General features: G+C 41.0%; 8 protein-coding genes and 1 other RNA gene. 5 read left to right on the top strand and 4 right to left on the bottom strand.

Translation table 11 applies throughout. The features are described from left to right. From COX77_02505 to COX77_02495, 3 genes are all read right to left on the bottom strand, one after another. Nucleotides 1-676: hypothetical protein (locus COX77_02505; GenBank protein PIZ99146.1), on the bottom strand; the 676-nt coding region annotated here is incomplete at its 3' end. Nucleotides 677-753: 77 nt separating this feature from the next. Further along, a complete protein-coding gene (locus COX77_02500; GenBank protein PIZ99145.1) occupies nt 754-6,327 on the bottom strand; it encodes a hypothetical protein in 5,574 nt (1,857 codons plus the stop codon). A gap of 373 nt (nt 6,328-6,700) precedes the next feature. Then, the gene (locus COX77_02495; GenBank protein PIZ99144.1) at nt 6,701-8,311 is read right to left on the bottom strand and encodes an arginine--tRNA ligase; all 1,611 of its coding nucleotides are present in this window, start codon (nt 8,309-8,311) and stop codon (nt 6,701-6,703) included. A 686-nt stretch (nt 8,312-8,997) separates the two neighbouring features. Between COX77_02495 and COX77_02490 the strand changes: the two genes are divergently transcribed. The 5 genes from COX77_02490 to COX77_02470 all read left to right on the top strand — a co-directional run bounded on the left by COX77_02490 (nt 8,998) and on the right by COX77_02470 (nt 11,138). Further along, a complete protein-coding gene (locus COX77_02490) occupies nt 8,998-9,462 on the top strand; it encodes an SsrA-binding protein (protein PIZ99143.1) in 465 nt (154 codons plus the stop codon). A gap of 48 nt (nt 9,463-9,510) precedes the next feature. Next, nucleotides 9,511-9,908: a transfer-messenger RNA gene (gene ssrA / locus COX77_02485) on the top strand. Between the two features lie 71 nt (nt 9,909-9,979). Then, on the top strand, nt 9,980-10,504 hold the full coding sequence (gene infC / locus COX77_02480) for a translation initiation factor IF-3 (protein ID PIZ99142.1): 525 nt from the start codon (nt 9,980-9,982) through the stop codon (nt 10,502-10,504). A 59-nt stretch (nt 10,505-10,563) separates the two neighbouring features. Continuing rightward, nucleotides 10,564-10,761 (top strand): 50S ribosomal protein L35, encoded by a 198-nt coding sequence (locus tag COX77_02475; GenBank protein ID PIZ99141.1) that lies wholly within the window; start codon nt 10,564-10,566, stop codon nt 10,759-10,761. A gap of 32 nt (nt 10,762-10,793) precedes the next feature. Then, entirely contained in the window at nt 10,794-11,138 is a 345-nt protein-coding gene (locus COX77_02470) for a 50S ribosomal protein L20 (GenBank protein ID PIZ99140.1), read from the top strand. Between the two features lie 52 nt (nt 11,139-11,190). On the opposite strand, the gene COX77_02465 is transcribed toward COX77_02470, so the two are convergent. Then, a complete protein-coding gene (locus COX77_02465; GenBank protein ID PIZ99139.1) occupies nt 11,191-17,730 on the bottom strand; it encodes a hypothetical protein in 6,540 nt (2,179 codons plus the stop codon). Nucleotides 17,731-17,732 lie beyond the last annotated feature (2 nt).

The raw sequence follows: 17,732 nt of genomic DNA, 5'->3' as shown, positions 1-17,732 counted from the left end.
TTAAAGTGAGAGCGTCGGCTGCGGTTAAATTAAGATCGCCGTTAACAGCGCCACCAGATTGAATAGTAATGGCGCCATCATTAGTGTTAACAGCTAAGGTGCCCGTGCCATTGACATTAAGTGTTGTGCTCTCACCAAAGTCCAGGTCACCAGTCCCGGTCACATTTAAGACAAAGTTATCTGCTGCTGTTAAAGAGATGTCGCCATTTACGGCACCGGAGGCTTGTAAAGCAATACTGCCATCTGTTGTGTCCAGGGTAAAGTTAGTGGCAGCATTAACATCGATGTCTTGAGCTGAGGTTAAAGTAAGAGTATGGGCGCCATCGGAGAGCAGGTTAACACCAGCGCCAGATAGGGTAGCAGATGCGTCCGAGTCCATGGTAATGGCACCGGTCGCATCGACATCATAGGTGCCAGTAACTGTCGCTAAGTAATTAGCTGTAGTTGTGATGTTAAATGTGGTGCCATCAATAGTAATAGTATCGTTAGCGTTAATGTCGATGTTCCCAGATGAGGTAAAGTCCAGTTCCCCCGAAGCCAAGGTGCCACCATCTGTTGTTAAAGATATCTTCTGCCCGCCAAGTGAAACATTAGTGTCTGAGTCAACCGTGACAGTACCCGTACTATCTATGCCAGTGGTACCGGTTGTAGTGAGGGTGTAGTTCACACCATCCACAGTGATGTTACCAACGGCGTTGAAATCTAAATTACGGCCCGCGTTTAAGGTAAGGTCAGATGTTGCGCCACCAGCAGTTAAGGTAAAGGCACCATTTGTAGTTTGGGCAATATATGTACCGGTCCCTTAACTGTTAAGCCATAGTTACCCAGCGAAGTAATAGCGGTTGTGCCTTCAGTGTCGATGACTAAATTACCATTAACATCCATGGTAGTCAGGCCCGCAGAAGTGAGAGTCAGGGCATCGGCAGCTGTCAGGTTAAGATCGCCGTTAACTAATCCACCTGCTTGGATGGAAAGAGCACCATTGTTGGTATTTAAACTAAAAGTACCCGTGTTATTCACATCAAAAGTAATATTCTCGCCAAAATCAATATTGCCGGTACCGGTTACATTAAGAACGAAATCGTCGGCAGCAGTTAAATTCATATCACCATTTGTCGCACCACCGGCCTGAACAGTTACTGAACCATCAGCAGCACTCAAAGACATATTGGAAGTTGTATCTACTGTCAAAGTAGCGCTGTCCATATCAATGGCGCCGCCTGTATTTATAACATCCAAATGACTAACACCATCGCCTTGTATTGCTAAGATGCCACCATCAGAAGTCATGCTGATACCAGCACCACCAATTACCACATTGGAATCGGAGTCCATCGTAATGGCGCCAACTGCATCAACGCCATAACTACCACCAATGGTCGCTAAGTAATTAGCCGTAGTTGTGATGTTAAATGTGGTGCCATCAATAGAGATAGTATCGTTAGCGTTAATGTCGATGTTCCCGGATGAGGTAAAGTCCAGTTCCCCATCAGCCAGGGTGCCACCATCTGTTGTTAAAGATATCTTCTGCCCACCAAGATTAACATTAGTATCTGAATCCACAGTAACCGTGCCTGTACTATCTACACCAGTTGTACCAGTTGTAGTTAGCGTGTAGTTAACGCCATCCACAGTGATGTTACCAACTGCGTTCATATCGAGATTTCTGCCGGCGTTTAAGGTAAGGTCGGAAGTTGCGCCACCGGCTGAGATAGTTGTATTGCCAGCTGCTGCGCCAAAACTAGCAGCGCCGGTTGTTGCCAATGCTGTCAGAGAAGTTCCACCAGTTAAATTCAAAGCATTAGCTGAAATAACGTTGAGGTCAGCAGCGCCGGTGGTATTATACGTGGCCACCGTCAAATTAATACTGTCCGTAGTAATCGAGGTTGAACCACTGCCATCACCATCAGTTATTCTAATCGGATAATTAAAAGTAAAACGATCATTAATTTGATCCCAACCCAATATAGCATTGGGTGTCAGCGTTCCTCTTTCAAAAACCAAACTCATGGCTTCGTTATCGGCGGTAGCGTTATCCGTGTTCAAAACAAAATTTTCTGCCGTTGTTCCCAAAATACCACCAGGTGAAACTATGTTCGTTGTATAAACACTGCGCCAAATATGCGTCGCATCGCCCAAATCAAATATATTATTTTCCAATGGAATGATATGACCGGTACGGAAAAAGTCTGGCGCGGTAGTACCACTAACAATATTTTCTGTCGTCGTGGTGGTAATATCACCGGTTGCTTTTAAAGTAGTACCGGCAATGGTGTGATAATGATTACCACTGCCGCTTAACCGGTTAAAATAAGATAGTACTTGACCGCCGGCTTGACTGATATAAATATCATCCGTACTGGCAACGATCGTGCTATTACGCAGAGTGGTCTGTCCACTGGCGCCGGAATGATTCACGCCATAAGCAACGCTGGAAATATTTGTACGCTCAATAGTTGACGAGCCAGTACTGACCGCAATGCCAGTAGATACATTGCTGGTCCCGATGATAACTAGATCTTCTAACACTGTTGAGCTAGTCCCCAAGCTCACAACCGCCTTACCGGTAGTATCACCCTCAAGTTGCAGAGTCATACCTTTTAATGTGCTGTTAGAAGACCCAGTTATTACCGGGTTATCAGTTTGTTTAATAATAATACTATGGACGTCACCAATGGCCACCACATCAACATACTCTTTGAGTGTCACTGCTTCATTGTAAACGCCAGGGAATATTTTAATCACATAGGGGTTGGTAACCGTCGCGCTAGTAATGGCGTTCAGTGCTTCGGTAATGGTGTTGTAGTGAGCGGCTTGTCCTTTGGCTACATAGATAGTGTTAGCTGGTTCGCCTAAACGAGCAAATGTACCACTAGAGCTAACTTTGCTGCTATCAAAAATATCATTACCAGAATTAAGGGTGGCGCCCAGGGCAATATTAAAATTATTACTACCATTCAAAACATTGAAATAAGAATTGATCGTACCACCTTCCGCTAAAATATCATCCGTGGCTGAAGTAATAGCTGAATGTTCTAGAGTGGTTGTGCCATTACCGCTTTGCCAGATACCGCGCGCTAGTGCTGCGCCGCTCGCTAAAACATTACTGATTCGTGGTGAGCCCGTGGTGATATAAAAGCCATAACCGCTAGTACCGCCACTATAAACCAATTTAATCTGGTCAATTGTTGGTGAGGTGGCCGCAATATTAACCAGTGAACGAGCTGCTGTGGCCGCTGTTATTTCTAAAGTGAATCCCGACAGTTTGGCATTGCTCGCGGCGGTTACCACATCAGCATCAACTTGCGTAATTTTAGTAGTGAGTTCACCGCCAACACCAATCACATCAACATAAGGCAACAGGGTAATGGCCTCGTTATAGACTCCGGGTAATACTTCGATGATGTAGGGATTGGCCGCAGCAGCATCAGCTCGACGATTAATTTCCGCCAACGCTTCGGTGATACTATTAAAATCACCATTTTGTCCGGTACTTACTACCAAAGTGTTTTTAGCTTGACCTAAACGATTAAAGCGACCCGTAGAAACAATTTTGGTGCTATCCAAATAATCACTTTGGGAATTAATAACAGCGCCGCTGGCTACTTGCACGTTGTTACCACTGCCCTCCAGTCGGTTATAAAAAGAATTAATCGTACCAGCGTCAGCATACAAATCTGCGGTGGTGGTTGATAATTTATTATTCCAAATATTTACTTGCCCAGCACCCGTTAAAGAAATAGCCCGTGCTAAGCCACTGCTCGACATCTCGCCACCATCAACAGTTAAGGTGCCAGTAGTAATACTAGCGCCATAACCAGCGGTTGTGCCTTCGTAAAGCAGTTTATTGTTAATTAATAAAAAGTTCATACTACCAACGTCAACAAGGGAGCGGGCAGAAGCAGTAGTCCCCACTAGCTGCAAAGTACATCCCGCTACACTACTGACGTCGGCAGCAGTTATCAAATTAGTATCTGAACCATTTTTGATAATAGTATCACGCCAGTCTGAGGAATAGGCCTTAATGTCCACATAGCTTTTCATGACCAATGGCGAAGCTTCCGTATAAGTGCCGGGCATCACAACAATGAGTGTACGGCTAGCTTGGGTAGAAATAGTAGCGACATCACCTGTCAACCAACTGCCCGCAAAATTACTGGCGGGAATACTCAGCTTACCCGAAGTAGAAACAAAGTCGGTTCCCAAGGTACCAGTTCCTTCAACGCCAGAAACAGAACCAACTACTGAGTATTCCGTACCCGAGGTAAAGGTAATAGTATAATCTTCAACTAATCGGCTACTGCTAAAAGTAACATCCGACAGGCGACCATTAGCTGAAGTAATCGCCACTACCGAACTGACATTATCATGAATGCTGTTTAAAGCGTCTTTGATAGTTGTGAAGTCACCACCGCCCTTAGCTACCGTGATGACGTGGCTGTATGGTGTATGCAAATTCGTAGCGTTCAATTCGCCACTGATAACTACGTTGCCATTAAAAGTAGAATTAGCATTAATGGTTAATCGATCATTAGGCTCGCCATCACCAACGGTTAGTTTGTTATTAATCACTAGATCGGCAGCGGAAGATATATTGGAACTGAAAATGTTAGTAACGTTCTGCGTATTGTTCATAACGTGGTTCTCGAAGATATTACTGCCAGTCCAACGGTTATTGCTATCCAATCCGATTTGTTGAGCGTCCTTGCCATCTTTACCGGGCTGTCCATCTTTGCCATTCTTACCAGGTTGTCCGTCTTTGCCATCGCGGCCAGCCAATCCTGGTACGCGATTTAAGGTTAACGATAAATCTTTCAGCCATTGATCAAGTAGTCCTGGCTGAGTAGCTAGCGACTGAGTCAGCTGTTGCGAAGTAGCAGTATTGCCATCGGGGTTAACAAAATTTTCCAAATACGGTTCCAGCACCAAACGGTTGGCTGCTTTCTTGCTACCAAAGATAGTGGTTTTCAAATTACTTGCTAGGTAACGGGTTGTTTCCAGTTGCGAAGCTAACTTACTAAAACTATGCTGTGTCAAAATTTGCAGTCCCCGTTGCAAACGTTGGCCAGCTTGGGATAGATTATCTTGGGTAGTGGTAGAAAGATTACGAAAATCCCAAACCACTTTATTAGAACCGTAAATTAGATTTTGTTTCGCTACGCGAATCGTGGTACCAATAGTTCTTAGATCTTGTCCTACCGCACCAAAAATATTCCGCCAGAAAGAGGCTGCGGATAATTTGTTATTTTCATCAGAGTTTGCTGTCACGCCAGCTACGCGTGGACCGGTAGCGAATTGATTGGTCAGACTGTCTATTCTCGCGACACGAAATTGCATTGACTGCTGATAGCTATCAATCAAATCAGCAAAAGCAAAATTTAAATTATCCAGCGTCTGCGCAGCTAGTGCTAGGTTGTTCTTTTTTATCTTTTGATAAAATACAGCAACGTCATTACTGAGGGTATCGGTAGCTACTAATTGACTAAAGTCGAGACTTGCTTTGGCGACTACTGATCCTTCACCGGTCAGCTGTAGTAATTGCCAATAACTATTAATTTTATTTTTAGCTATTTCCCAAGCTTGCTGATTGACAACAGTACCGGTATTTTTTTGTTCCTGCTTTTTTTCCGCTACTGATCCTTGCCAGTTAGCGATCGTGCTGCGTAAATTATTTTTAGCGCCCGCCAAATCAATCACTGGTTTAAGAATCGGGTACTGAGCTAATTTCTCTTTGCTGGCTTTGCCCCAAGCTGTGACTGTCTGAGCCACAGCTTGAGTTTCTTTTTTGGCGGCTCGAACAAAACTGGAAAGATCTTCGCTGTAACTGGCGGCCGCCGCTGGTGTGATATACAGCGAAGAAGAAAGTAAAGTCAGAAGTGTAAAGCTGGCAATTGCCTTTCGCCAAGCTATTTTGCTAGTCAAAATTTTATAAAGATCAAAAAAACTACTTTGCGTTTTAGCCAAATGAGAAATCTCGTTTGTTTTAGCTAAACTGAAAGTAGTTCTTTGTAAGCTATGATTAAGCTGACTAATTTTATTTACAACCTCGGTATTGATCGCGTCATCAACTAAGCGATCGGCAAATAGCTCGTCTTTCTTATTGCCCTTGTAGCTAATGGCATTCTCAGCCACATAGCTGCTCAGTGAAGATCGGTGAATAAACCAGTTACGACCAATCTTTTTAGCGACTAATTTACCTTGTCGGCAGCGCAAAGACAAATACTCCTGCGAGTAGTTACAATATTTGCTGGCTTGGGCGAGTGATAAATAATTATCATCAATATCTCGCTCTACCGGGTCAACTTGTGACTGCGGGTTGTTTGGCATGGGGACTAGCTTTTACTTCTGCCTTATGAGGCGTATATCAAAGGGTAAGAATTATCCGCTGATATACACCGCATATTTGCGGTGCTATATACAGAGATATCGGATATTCTATCATGCTGCGAGGGCCTTTGAGCAATCAGAATATCCAATATCAATCTAATCATATTATAGCAAAAAACAGCCACCGTAGCAATATCGGTAAGAACCGATATCGATTAATTATTATTGGATAAAATAAAAAAATAGCAGAATCCCGCTATTTTCTTAATATCGGATCTATTTACTCTATCCGATAATTATATTAGAACAAACTTTATTAACATTTTCAACTATCGGCTACAATGAATCATGATACAGTTATCCACACCGATGATTATTTTTCCATTTTGTCTGGCGCCGATATACCCAAAGTTGCTAGCAGGTCAGCGAGTACTATTTGATAGCCTTTAACGATATTCAGTCTGTGACTGGCCACCTCATCGTTTTCCATAACCCGATAAGCTTGGTAGTATTGATGAAAACTTTTTGTCAGCTCTAAGAGGTAAGAGGTTATCAAATTCAACTGCCAAGTTACCCCTATCTCTTTAAGTAATTCTGGCCAGCGCAGTAGTAAATAAAGGCCCTCAGCTTCCGCATCGGACAAACTGGTTTTATTAATTTTCAGCTTCGCGGTTTTATGGATAATACTGCTAATGCGAGCATGGGCATATTGGACATAATAAACTGGGTTCTTCTCCGACTTGTCTTTGGCTAAATCAAGATTAAAATCAAAATGAGTATTGGCCGTATACATAACAAAAAACCAACGCACAACATCCAGTGGTAAAATCTTTAACAAATAATCCATCGTTACGTAAGTACCCTGCCGTTTGGACATCTTAAACTCTTTACCGCCGGATATTAGTCGCACTAATTGCATAATAATTACTTCCAGCTGAACTTGCGGTTGGATAACTTTCACGGCTGACTTCAGACGAGCCACATAGCCAGCGTGATCAGCGCCCCAGATATCAATCATGTTATTAAATCCCCGCTGCGCTTTATCCAGATGATAAGCGATATCAACCAAAAAATATGTTGGCCGCTCATCAGCGGTTAATAGTACTCGATCCTTATCATCACCAAACTTGGTACTGGCAAACCACCAAGCCTGCTCCGACTGATAAACATGACCACTCTTTTTTAACAAAGTTAATACTTTTTTAATCTGATCTTTTTGATGTAATTCTTGATACTCTGAGTAATAACGATCAAAAGCAATCTTCATGCCGGAACTAATTACTGGTTTGATTGATTGAGTAAATATATCTTCAGCCACCTTTTGTCCTAACTCCTCCGGTTTATTGAGATAGTTATCTAGTTTTAACTGCCGCTGCTGCAACCAATCCTTAATATACTCACCGTGATAATAGCTTTCATCATCAGGAATTTTCTTGGCCGCAGCCAATACTGACTTACCGAGAGTAACAATCTGGTTGCCGGCGTCGTTAATATAATACTCTCGACTAACAGTGTAGCCACATCGTTGCAGCACATTGGCCAGTACATCACCGCAAAAACCACCGCGGCCATTGGCTAGCGTCAAAGGACCTGTAGGATTAGCAGAAATAAATTCAATCATTACCTTTTCTTTTTTTGCTAACTTACTTTGGCCATATTTAGCTTTTTGCTTATTAATAGCTAACAATTCCTGCTCTAAATACCTAGTACTTAAGTGAAAGTTAAGAAACCCGGGTCCCGCAACCTCTACTTTACTAAACGTCGTTAGCACTTCCTGGTCTTTTAATAACTCGGTCTTTAGCTCCTGAGCTAATTCTTGCGGTGACTTCTTTAAGGAACGCGCCAAAATCATAGCAATATTACAACTGTAATGACCAAAGTTAATACTGCTGGGATAATTAATTTCTAATGACACATCTGGGGGCCATGATATTTTCTGCACTGCCCGCTGGATAATTATTTGAATTTTTTCTTTGGTAGTCATAAATGTTGATTAATTTTGGCTAAATGTTAGCTTTAGAATATAATAATTGCTCCTTCTGGTCAATTAGTTTCACTATATTGCTTAAACTTATTCATTTCTTATCCATTTCCCTGTTTCCCCCTCAATCAACGCCTGTCATTGCCTGTCCACTACCCTTTTGTCACTTCGATCCAGCCCTCCGTCCAGCCTTTCGCGAAAGGCTGGACAAGCGAAAGGCTGGAGAGAAGTCTCTCAGCTTGTCTGAGCGGTTAACGTTCTTTCTTTAGTAATGTCGTTTCCTACATCCACCGTCGTCTGTCATTGCGAATCCCGCTAAAGGCGGGTGAAGCAATCCAGAGCCCAAGCGTTAGCTTCAGCCACCCGCTGCGCCAAAGCGCTAGCGTGGTGAGAAGGCGGACAGAAAGACAATGCTTTGTTTGTCAGCGCTAGCTCAAATGTCCATTACAATACTCACCCCACTGTCACACCGGACTTGATCCAGTATCCAGAGCCCAGCACTAACTCAAACCCCGTCTGTCATTGCGAGCGAACAACGATCCGCCACCCGCTGCGCCAAAGCGCTAGCGTGGTGAGAAGGCAGACCCGCCTTTGGCGGGCAAACCCCTCCTGTCACCATATCCTTAACCCGATTCCCTGATCACCCGGTCTTATTTCTCTTATCACTCATTTAATTATATAATTACCGTATGCACGACTATCAAATCGCCACTAACAAAAAAGGATTGTTTAACTACAAGATTATTGATCACTGGGAAGCTGGTATTAAACTAACAGGCCCAGAGGTTAAATCCGTAAAAAATGGTCAGATTAATCTTACTGGTAGTTTTATTAGTTTAGAATATCATAATAATAAACCACAGTTAGTATTAAAGAGTTGTAAAATAAACGCTTATCAAAAAAGTGGTTACGCCCAAAGAAACTACAATCCAGAAAGAACCAGATCCTTGTTACTAAAACGTAAAGAACTATCTACTTTGGCGGGAAAATTATCAAGTCCCGGGTTGACAATAATACCTCTTTCTGTATATACTAAGCAAAGATTGATCAAAATTGAAATCGGCTTAGCACAAGGTTTAACCAAGTTTGATAAGCGAGATAAGATCAAAAAACGCGAGCTGGATCGCAATATTCAACGATCTATTGCCCGTTAATCACAAATTTTGTACTTTAAATTATTATTTAGTAACAGATATTAATACGGGGATGTTTTAATTCGCCGGTTAAATATCGAATTTCCGGAGCAATCGGTGTTTGGTCTAACACACCTAAATAAATAGCCAACAAATATAAATGCCAACAATATCTTGGCTAAGGTTAAATCAGCTTTTAACTTGATGCAACCGGCTTTCGTTGCTGCCTAATACTGGCCGCGACCGTTTCCCCTGATCGCTCATTGTTGGGGTTAGGAAGCGTCATGAAGATGAGTTGCTTTCATCCTTCTTTCCTCAAGGAGGCTGAACTAAGACAATTGAGGATCTTACAAAGGTATAAGTTGTTTGTTAATTTCCTTTGCGAGAAACAAACTAACAAACTATGATTGTAGCGCTAGAAATTCTCTATTAATCGCACGTGGGCGCACTACCCACCATCTCCACCAAAAAAAACAATGGCCAATTTTATCTTCTGGCGCCTAGATCAATAAAATTAAAGTTTGATATTTAATTATTAATTACAAAAAACATTAACACGTCAAAAAATCTACGGATTAATCGTGCTATCAAAAGCGATCCGATCTTTTTGATCGATCAACTAAACCAAATTCACAAATCCCTTGCTTTGAGTGAGGCTCAACAAATGGCTATTGCTGCGGGACTGGATTTGGTGGAGGTTAATCCCACTTCCCAGCCACCTGTTTGCAAAATACTTGATTATGGTCAGTATTTATACTCCATTAACAGACAACAACAAACAGCCAGGCAAAAATCCAAAAAAGTAGAGCTCAAAAACATTCGTCTAACCTTCAAAATAGGCAAAGGCGACATTTTAACCAGACAAAAACAAGCCACTAAGTTTATTGAACGCGGTGATATTGTCCGAGTCGAGCTTTTCTTACGGGGCCGTGAAAAAGAACATGGTGATCTAGCCAAAAAAATTGTTGAAGACTTTGTCGCTACTATGCCCATCGCTGTTAAAATCGATCAGCCAACATTACGCAAAGGACCGACTATTTCCACTCAATTCAGTAAAAAATAGCCTTTCCCCGCCAATTTTATAGAAAATATCTTATTTATCGCTAATATAAATTAAACTATATGAAGTTAAAAACAAGAAAAGCTTTAGTTAAAAGGATTAAAGTAACCAAGAATAAAAAAATAAAGGTACGAGCTGGTGCGCAAGACCACTTCAATGCCCGTCAAACAGGCAAAAAAAAGAGAAATAAGCGACGGGATATTAACTTAGCAGGAGTTCATCGTCGAGCAGTTATTGCCGGCATGCCGCATAATTACTAAATTTTATTAATAATCAATAATTAACATCCTATATGCCTAGAGTTAAAAGAGGTGTCACTCATGTTAAAAAAAGAAAAAAACTAAGAAAAGCAGTCAAAGGATATCGTTGGAGTCGTAAAGGCACCATTCGTTTAGCCAAAACTGCCGTTAAAAAAGCTGGTGCCCATGCTCTTCGAGCTCGTCGCCAGAAAAAAGCTGTCAGTCGTGCTCTCTGGAACGTTCGTTTGAATGCTGCAGTTCGTGAGTATGGTTTAACTTATAGTCGCTTCATTGACGCCCTGAAGAAACATAATATTATCTTAGATCGCAAGGTCTTAAGTGAACTAGCTATTAAGTATCCGGCGGTTTTCAAAGCAATCGTTGATTTAGTCAAATAAATCTATTAGCATAAACCCCATACCGTACGGTATGGGGTTTATTTATCTAATATTACTCTTTTTTATTCCACCGCGACAACATCGCTGTTACATCCATTCTGATTTTATCTTCGACAAATGAACCTCCTTTTTCAATACTCTTGAAAGATAATTCCAAAGATTTATTTTCCATGGGCGTTAGTTCACCATTGCCCGTATATTCTTTTTTGATTTCCGAAAATTTATCTCGCCAATCATCCAAAGAGTCAATTTCTTTGCTGAGCACGTCGTGCCGCACTTCGTTATAATATTTACTAATAACCGCACCATTCATTTGTGCCTCAACTGATGAGCGTTCAATAATCGTATTACCTTGCACCTCTTTACTCTCGTGAATAGTCGCTTTTTTGTCAGCATCATTAATGGTGGTAGTTTTTTCCTCTTTTTGACCGCTACCATCTTCTTTGAGTAACGGCAACTCCCCTATTTTCACATCATTGGTTTGGTGCAAATCTGGTAACTCGCCGGTGGGTATAATATCTTTCAGGTTTGGTAATTCTGAAACTGGTTCATTACTTTTTAACTCTGGCAATACGCCTGACGACACCTCACCAACCATCCGACCCAAATAATGCCTAACATCCTCACTGAGCTGTGGCTGATGATGCGTTAAATAATTATTCATATTCTCGTTAATCAACTCTGTTTTTCCCCCTGTTAAATACTTATGAATAATTTGATACTGATCTATTAAATTATCTTCTTGGCCCGTGACTGGCAAACTATTGGCCCGGCCGAATTCATTCATGCCTTGAACAAAATTTTCTTGACTTATTAAAACATCGCCGGCGCTTAATTTATTAAATCCCCGATCATAGCGCGCGTCGAGATCAATAGTCAAAATACTAAAAATACCTTGTTCTTGTCGGGCTAATTCTAATTCACTGGCCATTTTATTCTGAATAATCTCTTTACCTACCAAATTGTGAAAGTGATTAATCATTGTTTGTTCATCCGCTTGCTGCCAAAAATCTTTTGGCACAAATGTACTTGTTTCTGAGTCTAGCCACTTATTACTGCTGGTTTCCAGATGCAGTTGCAATTCACCACCAACTTTTTCCATGATTAATACACCGCCATTCGGCAGTAAATCATGGGCGTTTAGATCGCTAGGTAAATTAATCTTTATCTCATTACTAGCTGGCACCTCAACGGTAATATGGGCTTTTTGTAAATCATAGAGAGCTTGTTGCGATACTTGATCAGCCGACAACTCCAAACTACTGGTAACTTTATTTTCTAGTTGCTGAATTTTGTCTGCTTGATTTAAATTTATTTCCTGATTATGTAACATCAATTGCAATGACTCTGGATTGCTATCGACAATGGAGTTGGTTAATAACTGACCACTGCTTTGCTGATGTAAATTTAATAACAATTGTGCGTGGGTTAAATTTTGATCAACCACACCATCACGAACAGCGCTTGTTAATTCTGCCGAGTGCTCCGAGCCAAACTCTCGCAGCTCCGCCAACGAAAAAGCGGCTACTGTTTTTGGATCCGAGAAATGATTGGTAGTATTATCCACGTATTGCAATACTTTATCACCGTCCGTGACAATAATATCCTTAGCCAAATCTCTAATTTCCGCTTGCTGATAGGGTGCTGTTTGTTCTGATTTGAAAGCCGTTGTTCCCTCAATGTACTGTAATAATTTAGCATCGCCCGGATCAACAAAAGCGTGACCGGGGTTAATAACTCCCAGTTTTTCTGCTACTTGCTGATAGCTTACGATCTTATTCTCAGGTATTTGATGAGTAATCAATAAATTATGATTAACAGCTTGCACCAAATCTTCGGTGCGACTAACGGAGCTGGGTAACTCTTGTCCATTAAAAGCCGTCACCACACCGTGTTCTATTTTAAAATTATAAGCTTCCTGACCATTTACTAATTTAACTTCCGTACTACCCGATCCTGACACAACCTCAATGTTGCCTTGGTGTGGTATTTGATTAAAGTGCTGCTGATAATCTCGGACTACTTCATTTTGCTGATCAACTCGTTGTTCAGCAGCAATAACTCTGGCATCCTGAGAAAAGTCCTCGACCACAATATTCGCACCTTTTTCTGCAAAAGCACTCCGCCAAACCTTTTGACTGGTGTCATCAACATAAGCAAAAACATCGCTGCGGTCGGTAATAACATTCTCCGCACGATGAAATAAATCACCTTGAATAAAAGTTTCAAATTTTTGATAATCACTAATATGTATTTCTTTACCATCAAAAGTCACAAATTCTTGTACCGCCTGCGGGTCAAAGCCAGCTACTGGGTGTCCCTGCGCTAATTCTCTGGTTACCGCCAACATATACTCTAAATATGCAGCGTCTTTAGCATCTACTACGCCATCTTGATATATTTCTTTCGGTGCTGCCTCTACCATCAAATGCCTAAAACCCTGATCGCCGTGTTGATAATTACCGTCTTTTCCAATCGCCAAAGTCATTTCTTGATGCTTTGGTGCTGATTCACCAGTAACCTGATCTTCTGATTTTCCGATCTCCTGACGCTCTGGTTTCCCAATACCCTGATCTCCTGCTTCCCCGCTCTCCTGATTTCCTGGTTCCCCGGCAACCTGATGCTCTGACTTTTCAACATTTCCACTGTGTTGACCGCCAACTATTGATAAATTTAGAAACGCGCCGTTGATAGTTCTGTTCACCACCTGATCAAATCCGGTTTCTGGCATAATACCCACAGCACCACCAAAATAGCTAACCAAACCACCGCCCAAAGCAAAGGCTGCGCCACCCTTCATACCCTCAACTAATGCCTTACCGAGCAATTTGAATTTAGTTTCCGCTGAGAGTTGACCAAATTTCTGACACAACTGAACAATGTTGCCGGCTTTTTTATTTCTCTTTAATAAATCCCGAGCTATTTTGTCTTGCTCTTCTTTGCCACCAACCATACTCTTGGCCATGGCCTCTAAGCTCAGTGTTGTTTCTTGTGTTATTTGCCCTAGTGCTTGCGAGCGCGCAAATTTAGTACGCAATTTATCAATACCATTTTCTAATAAGATACGTTCGTGCTCTTTGATGTCTGGTAGCTTGATACGGGCTTTGGTTTCAGTAATAATATTTTTAACTTCTTCCTGATTATAATTTTCAATATTCCCAATAGCACCATTTATCTTCTGGTATAATTCGCCAGCAGTTTTAATTATTTCCTGCCTGGTCATCTGTGATAGTTCCGAGCGCATGGTACTTCTAAATTTCATCAAGGCACCATAAATACTACCGGCATAAATATTGGAATAAGCCATGCCAGCAACGGCACCACTGGCAAAACCACCAGCAAATTTCTTAACCATACCCAGTGACTGATATTTTTCACCATCTTGCCACAACTTTGCTAAATAACTGTCCCGAAAAATACTTTTCTCACCATCCGTAGAACCTGTTATCTTTTCTTGCGTCATGACATCGCCCAATAAAACATTCATCTGATTTTCTACCATTAATTGCGCGTCACGTACAATTTGTTTTTCCAAATCAACTTGTTGCTCTGGTGGTACAGTACCGATTTTAACTTTCAATTCCTTAATCGTTTTCTCCAGCTGATAAGTAAAATAAACTTCCAATTCACCGGTGGCAATCATTGTTTTTAATAAATCTTGTCTTTCTTGAGCATCTTTTTGTTTTCTCACTTGACTATCTTTGTCTTGTTGATAACCCAAATTTATGCGCCAAGATGATTGTGCTAATTTGGCAATATTAATGGCCGCTAGGCCGTATAATTGCTCGTCGCCTTTTTCACTAATACGAACACCATACTGCTCTGGTTTCAAATTAACCTCACCATTTTTTAACCGCTCATTTAAATACCTCTGATAGTCCTCGTCTATTTCATAAACTTTACTTAAATCTTCTGTCCAACGACAATCATGTAAATATAATTCACCAAGCGTATCCGTGATTTGCTGTTTTAACTCTGGCCATTCTTGATTTTTATTTTTTACTTTTTTGAGTAAAGTAGAAATTTGCTGAGCCTGATCTTTGTGCCAAATCTTTTTTGTGGCATCGTTAATTACAGCGTTAACGCCGCCGGCTAGACCGCCAATAACTAATGAAATTGGGGTAGTCACGGTAGTAAAGACACTAACTGCACCGGCAATAGCTAAACGACAACTGGCATAAACAGCGCCACCAGTCACACCTAAACCAAACTTTTTACCTTCCCGACTAAAAAATTTGGATAAACTGGATGATTGATTTTTTTGTTCCGCCACTTTTTGTTGTAAATAGAGAGTGGTTCGACTATATATATTTTCTAAATACTTATCAATAAAGCCAGCAGAGAATTTTTCCGCATTGGTTGTTTCCGCATATAATTTGACATTACTAAAAACAGTTTCCAGCTCTTTTCTTAATTTTACTGGATCACTTAAATCTGACCATTGCAACTTTTCCAAAAAGGCTTGCACTTCCGGATAATCTAAAAACTTTTGATATTCCACTGCTGCAACCGGCGGTATTTCTGCAGTATTTTGTTGTTCTGGTTTCACAACTTCTAAGGCCGAGTTATTTTTATCTGGCACTTCACTACTCTGATTGCCAGACTCCCTGGTCTCCTGCTTTCCTGATACCCCAATTTCCTGATTCTCTGGCGTACTATTTTCCCGCTTTCCCGATTCCCCAACATTTTGATCCTCTAATTTCCCGATTTCCTGATTTCCCGTTTCCCCAATTTCCTGGCTCCCTGATTCTCTAACGGGTTTAACTAACTCCTGACCAGTTAACCGCCAACGATAAAATTTTTGCTCTGGCTTATTGCCTACTACCTCTTGCACATCCAGTATGCTTTGCCTCTTTAACTGATTAAGAGCCCACTCTGCCTGCTTTCTGGACATACTCATAGCTTCTAACTTAGCTAGCAAATCTTTCTTGTTAAAATAATCACTACTGCTATATTTTTTTTGATTCTCGGCAATCAATATTTTTGCTTGCTCAATTACTAAACTTAATACTTGATAATTTTTGTCTTCTCGATCAATTACCTGCTCCATATTTTGCGTCTTGTCTGCTGTATCACCAGCTGCCTCGATTTCCTGATTCACTAGCGTACTACTTTCCTGATTACCCGTTTCCCTGATTTCCTGATCCTCTGACTTCCCGATATCCTGATGACCTGATTCCCTGATTTCCTGATTCCCCGCTTCCCCGATAACCAGCTCTTCCCCTTCTTTAATTTCACCAGAACCAATTTTCTTTTTTAATAGATCCAAAACCTGCTCACGAATACCAAAGTCATTAGGAATACCTCGCAGTAACTTCTCCTCACCCACTTGTGCGAGCTCTTCAGCGATCATACGTTCGGGAGCAAATAAAAATTTAATTTTTTGAATAATTTTCTCTTTGTTCTTTAAAGCTTCGTCATTAATAAACTCCAAACAAGAAATCATTGAGTCTACTGTTTTACTACTCTGAACTTGTTCAGAAAAGGCTTGAGCTAATTTTCCTTGTTCAATATTTTTCGTAGCACTATCAACTGCCTTGCTTTGTATTTCGAGAAATTCTGCAAAATCGGCAAATAATAACTGGACATCCGTTACTAACTTCTGCTGACGCTCTTGCAACTGGGTTGAGTTAAGAATTTCTTTGGCTTCTTGTTGCCAAGATTTGTTTATTTTTTTAACCTTCTCTTCTTTCTTCCTGATAACCATTTGATACTCTTCAACTAAGGCGTCATCAAATTCCCGCAAATATTCTGGGTCCAGCACTTTATCATGCACATACTCCTTAGTTTCCTGATATTTTTGCTCTAAACGTAGCCAGTCTTGATCAATTGTTTTTAAACTTTCGTTGTTTCGCTCAGGAGCATTAAGTATTTCTTGACGCTCTGCTAATTGCTTTAAACTATCCAGCCAGCCATTAACTGCTTGCAGGATGGCTAATTTTTCTGTTGCTTTTGTTACTTGTCCATTACTAATACCCCGCTCTAATTCTCGTTGTTTACTCACTAGCACATTGCTAACTCCCTGGCGCAATAGATCGTCGGGTAAACTCCAACCGTCCCAATTTTGGGTAGTAAAATTAAACTTATCAGATTGTAAAAATTTTTTCGGATCTTTCTGCAATTCTTGTGAATAATAATGATAATAACTTTGGTATTGGGGATCTCTTTCTAAATGCGTCAATGCACCTCTTTCTTGATAAGCTACTTCCTGTTTTTGTAAATTATGCACAGTACTAGCTAGCTCCTCAACCTTGAGCTGAAAAGCGCCAACTATCTGTGGGACTGATGAATTAATAATATTCTTAGCTTCCTCACTACTATACTCACTGTATCCATAGCCACCAGCTTCTTGTTGGGACAATAAATCAATATCCTGATCTATTGTCGCCAGTTGCTCTAAATATTTTTTCTGCTCGCCGGCCACTTCTTGCTCGAGCCAAGCTTTCTGCTCAATCGATAATTTACTATTTCCAGTGGCTAATAAAAAATCAGCAGCTATTTTCTTTATCTGCTCTTTCTCTGCGTCGGTCTGTTTTTTAACCTCAACTGAACTACTTGAATATGGAGAAACTTCTTCTTTGCCTAATAGCATAT

It is taken from the genome of Candidatus Komeilibacteria bacterium CG_4_10_14_0_2_um_filter_37_10, assembly GCA_002793075.1.
In the GTDB taxonomy this organism is placed as follows: Bacteria; Patescibacteriota; Patescibacteriia; order UBA1558; family UBA1558; genus UM-FILTER-37-10.
This window is presented reverse-complemented; position numbering and strand designations above follow the sequence as displayed.

Bases quoted from the DNA above. Each gene is read 5' to 3' on its own strand.
- COX77_02465 (PIZ99139.1), bottom strand. From the start codon at position 17,730: ATGCTATTAGGCAAAGAAGAAGTTTCTCCATATTCAAGTAGTTCAGTT.
- COX77_02490 (PIZ99143.1), top strand. From the start codon at position 8,998: ATGCACGACTATCAAATCGCCACTAACAAAAAAGGATTGTTTAACTAC.
- COX77_02475 (PIZ99141.1), top strand. From the start codon at position 10,564: ATGAAGTTAAAAACAAGAAAAGCTTTAGTTAAAAGGATTAAAGTAACC.
- COX77_02500 (PIZ99145.1), bottom strand. From the start codon at position 6,327: ATGCCAAACAACCCGCAGTCACAAGTTGACCCGGTAGAGCGAGATATT.
- COX77_02495 (PIZ99144.1), bottom strand. From the start codon at position 8,311: ATGACTACCAAAGAAAAAATTCAAATAATTATCCAGCGGGCAGTGCAG.
- COX77_02470 (PIZ99140.1), top strand. From the start codon at position 10,794: ATGCCTAGAGTTAAAAGAGGTGTCACTCATGTTAAAAAAAGAAAAAAA.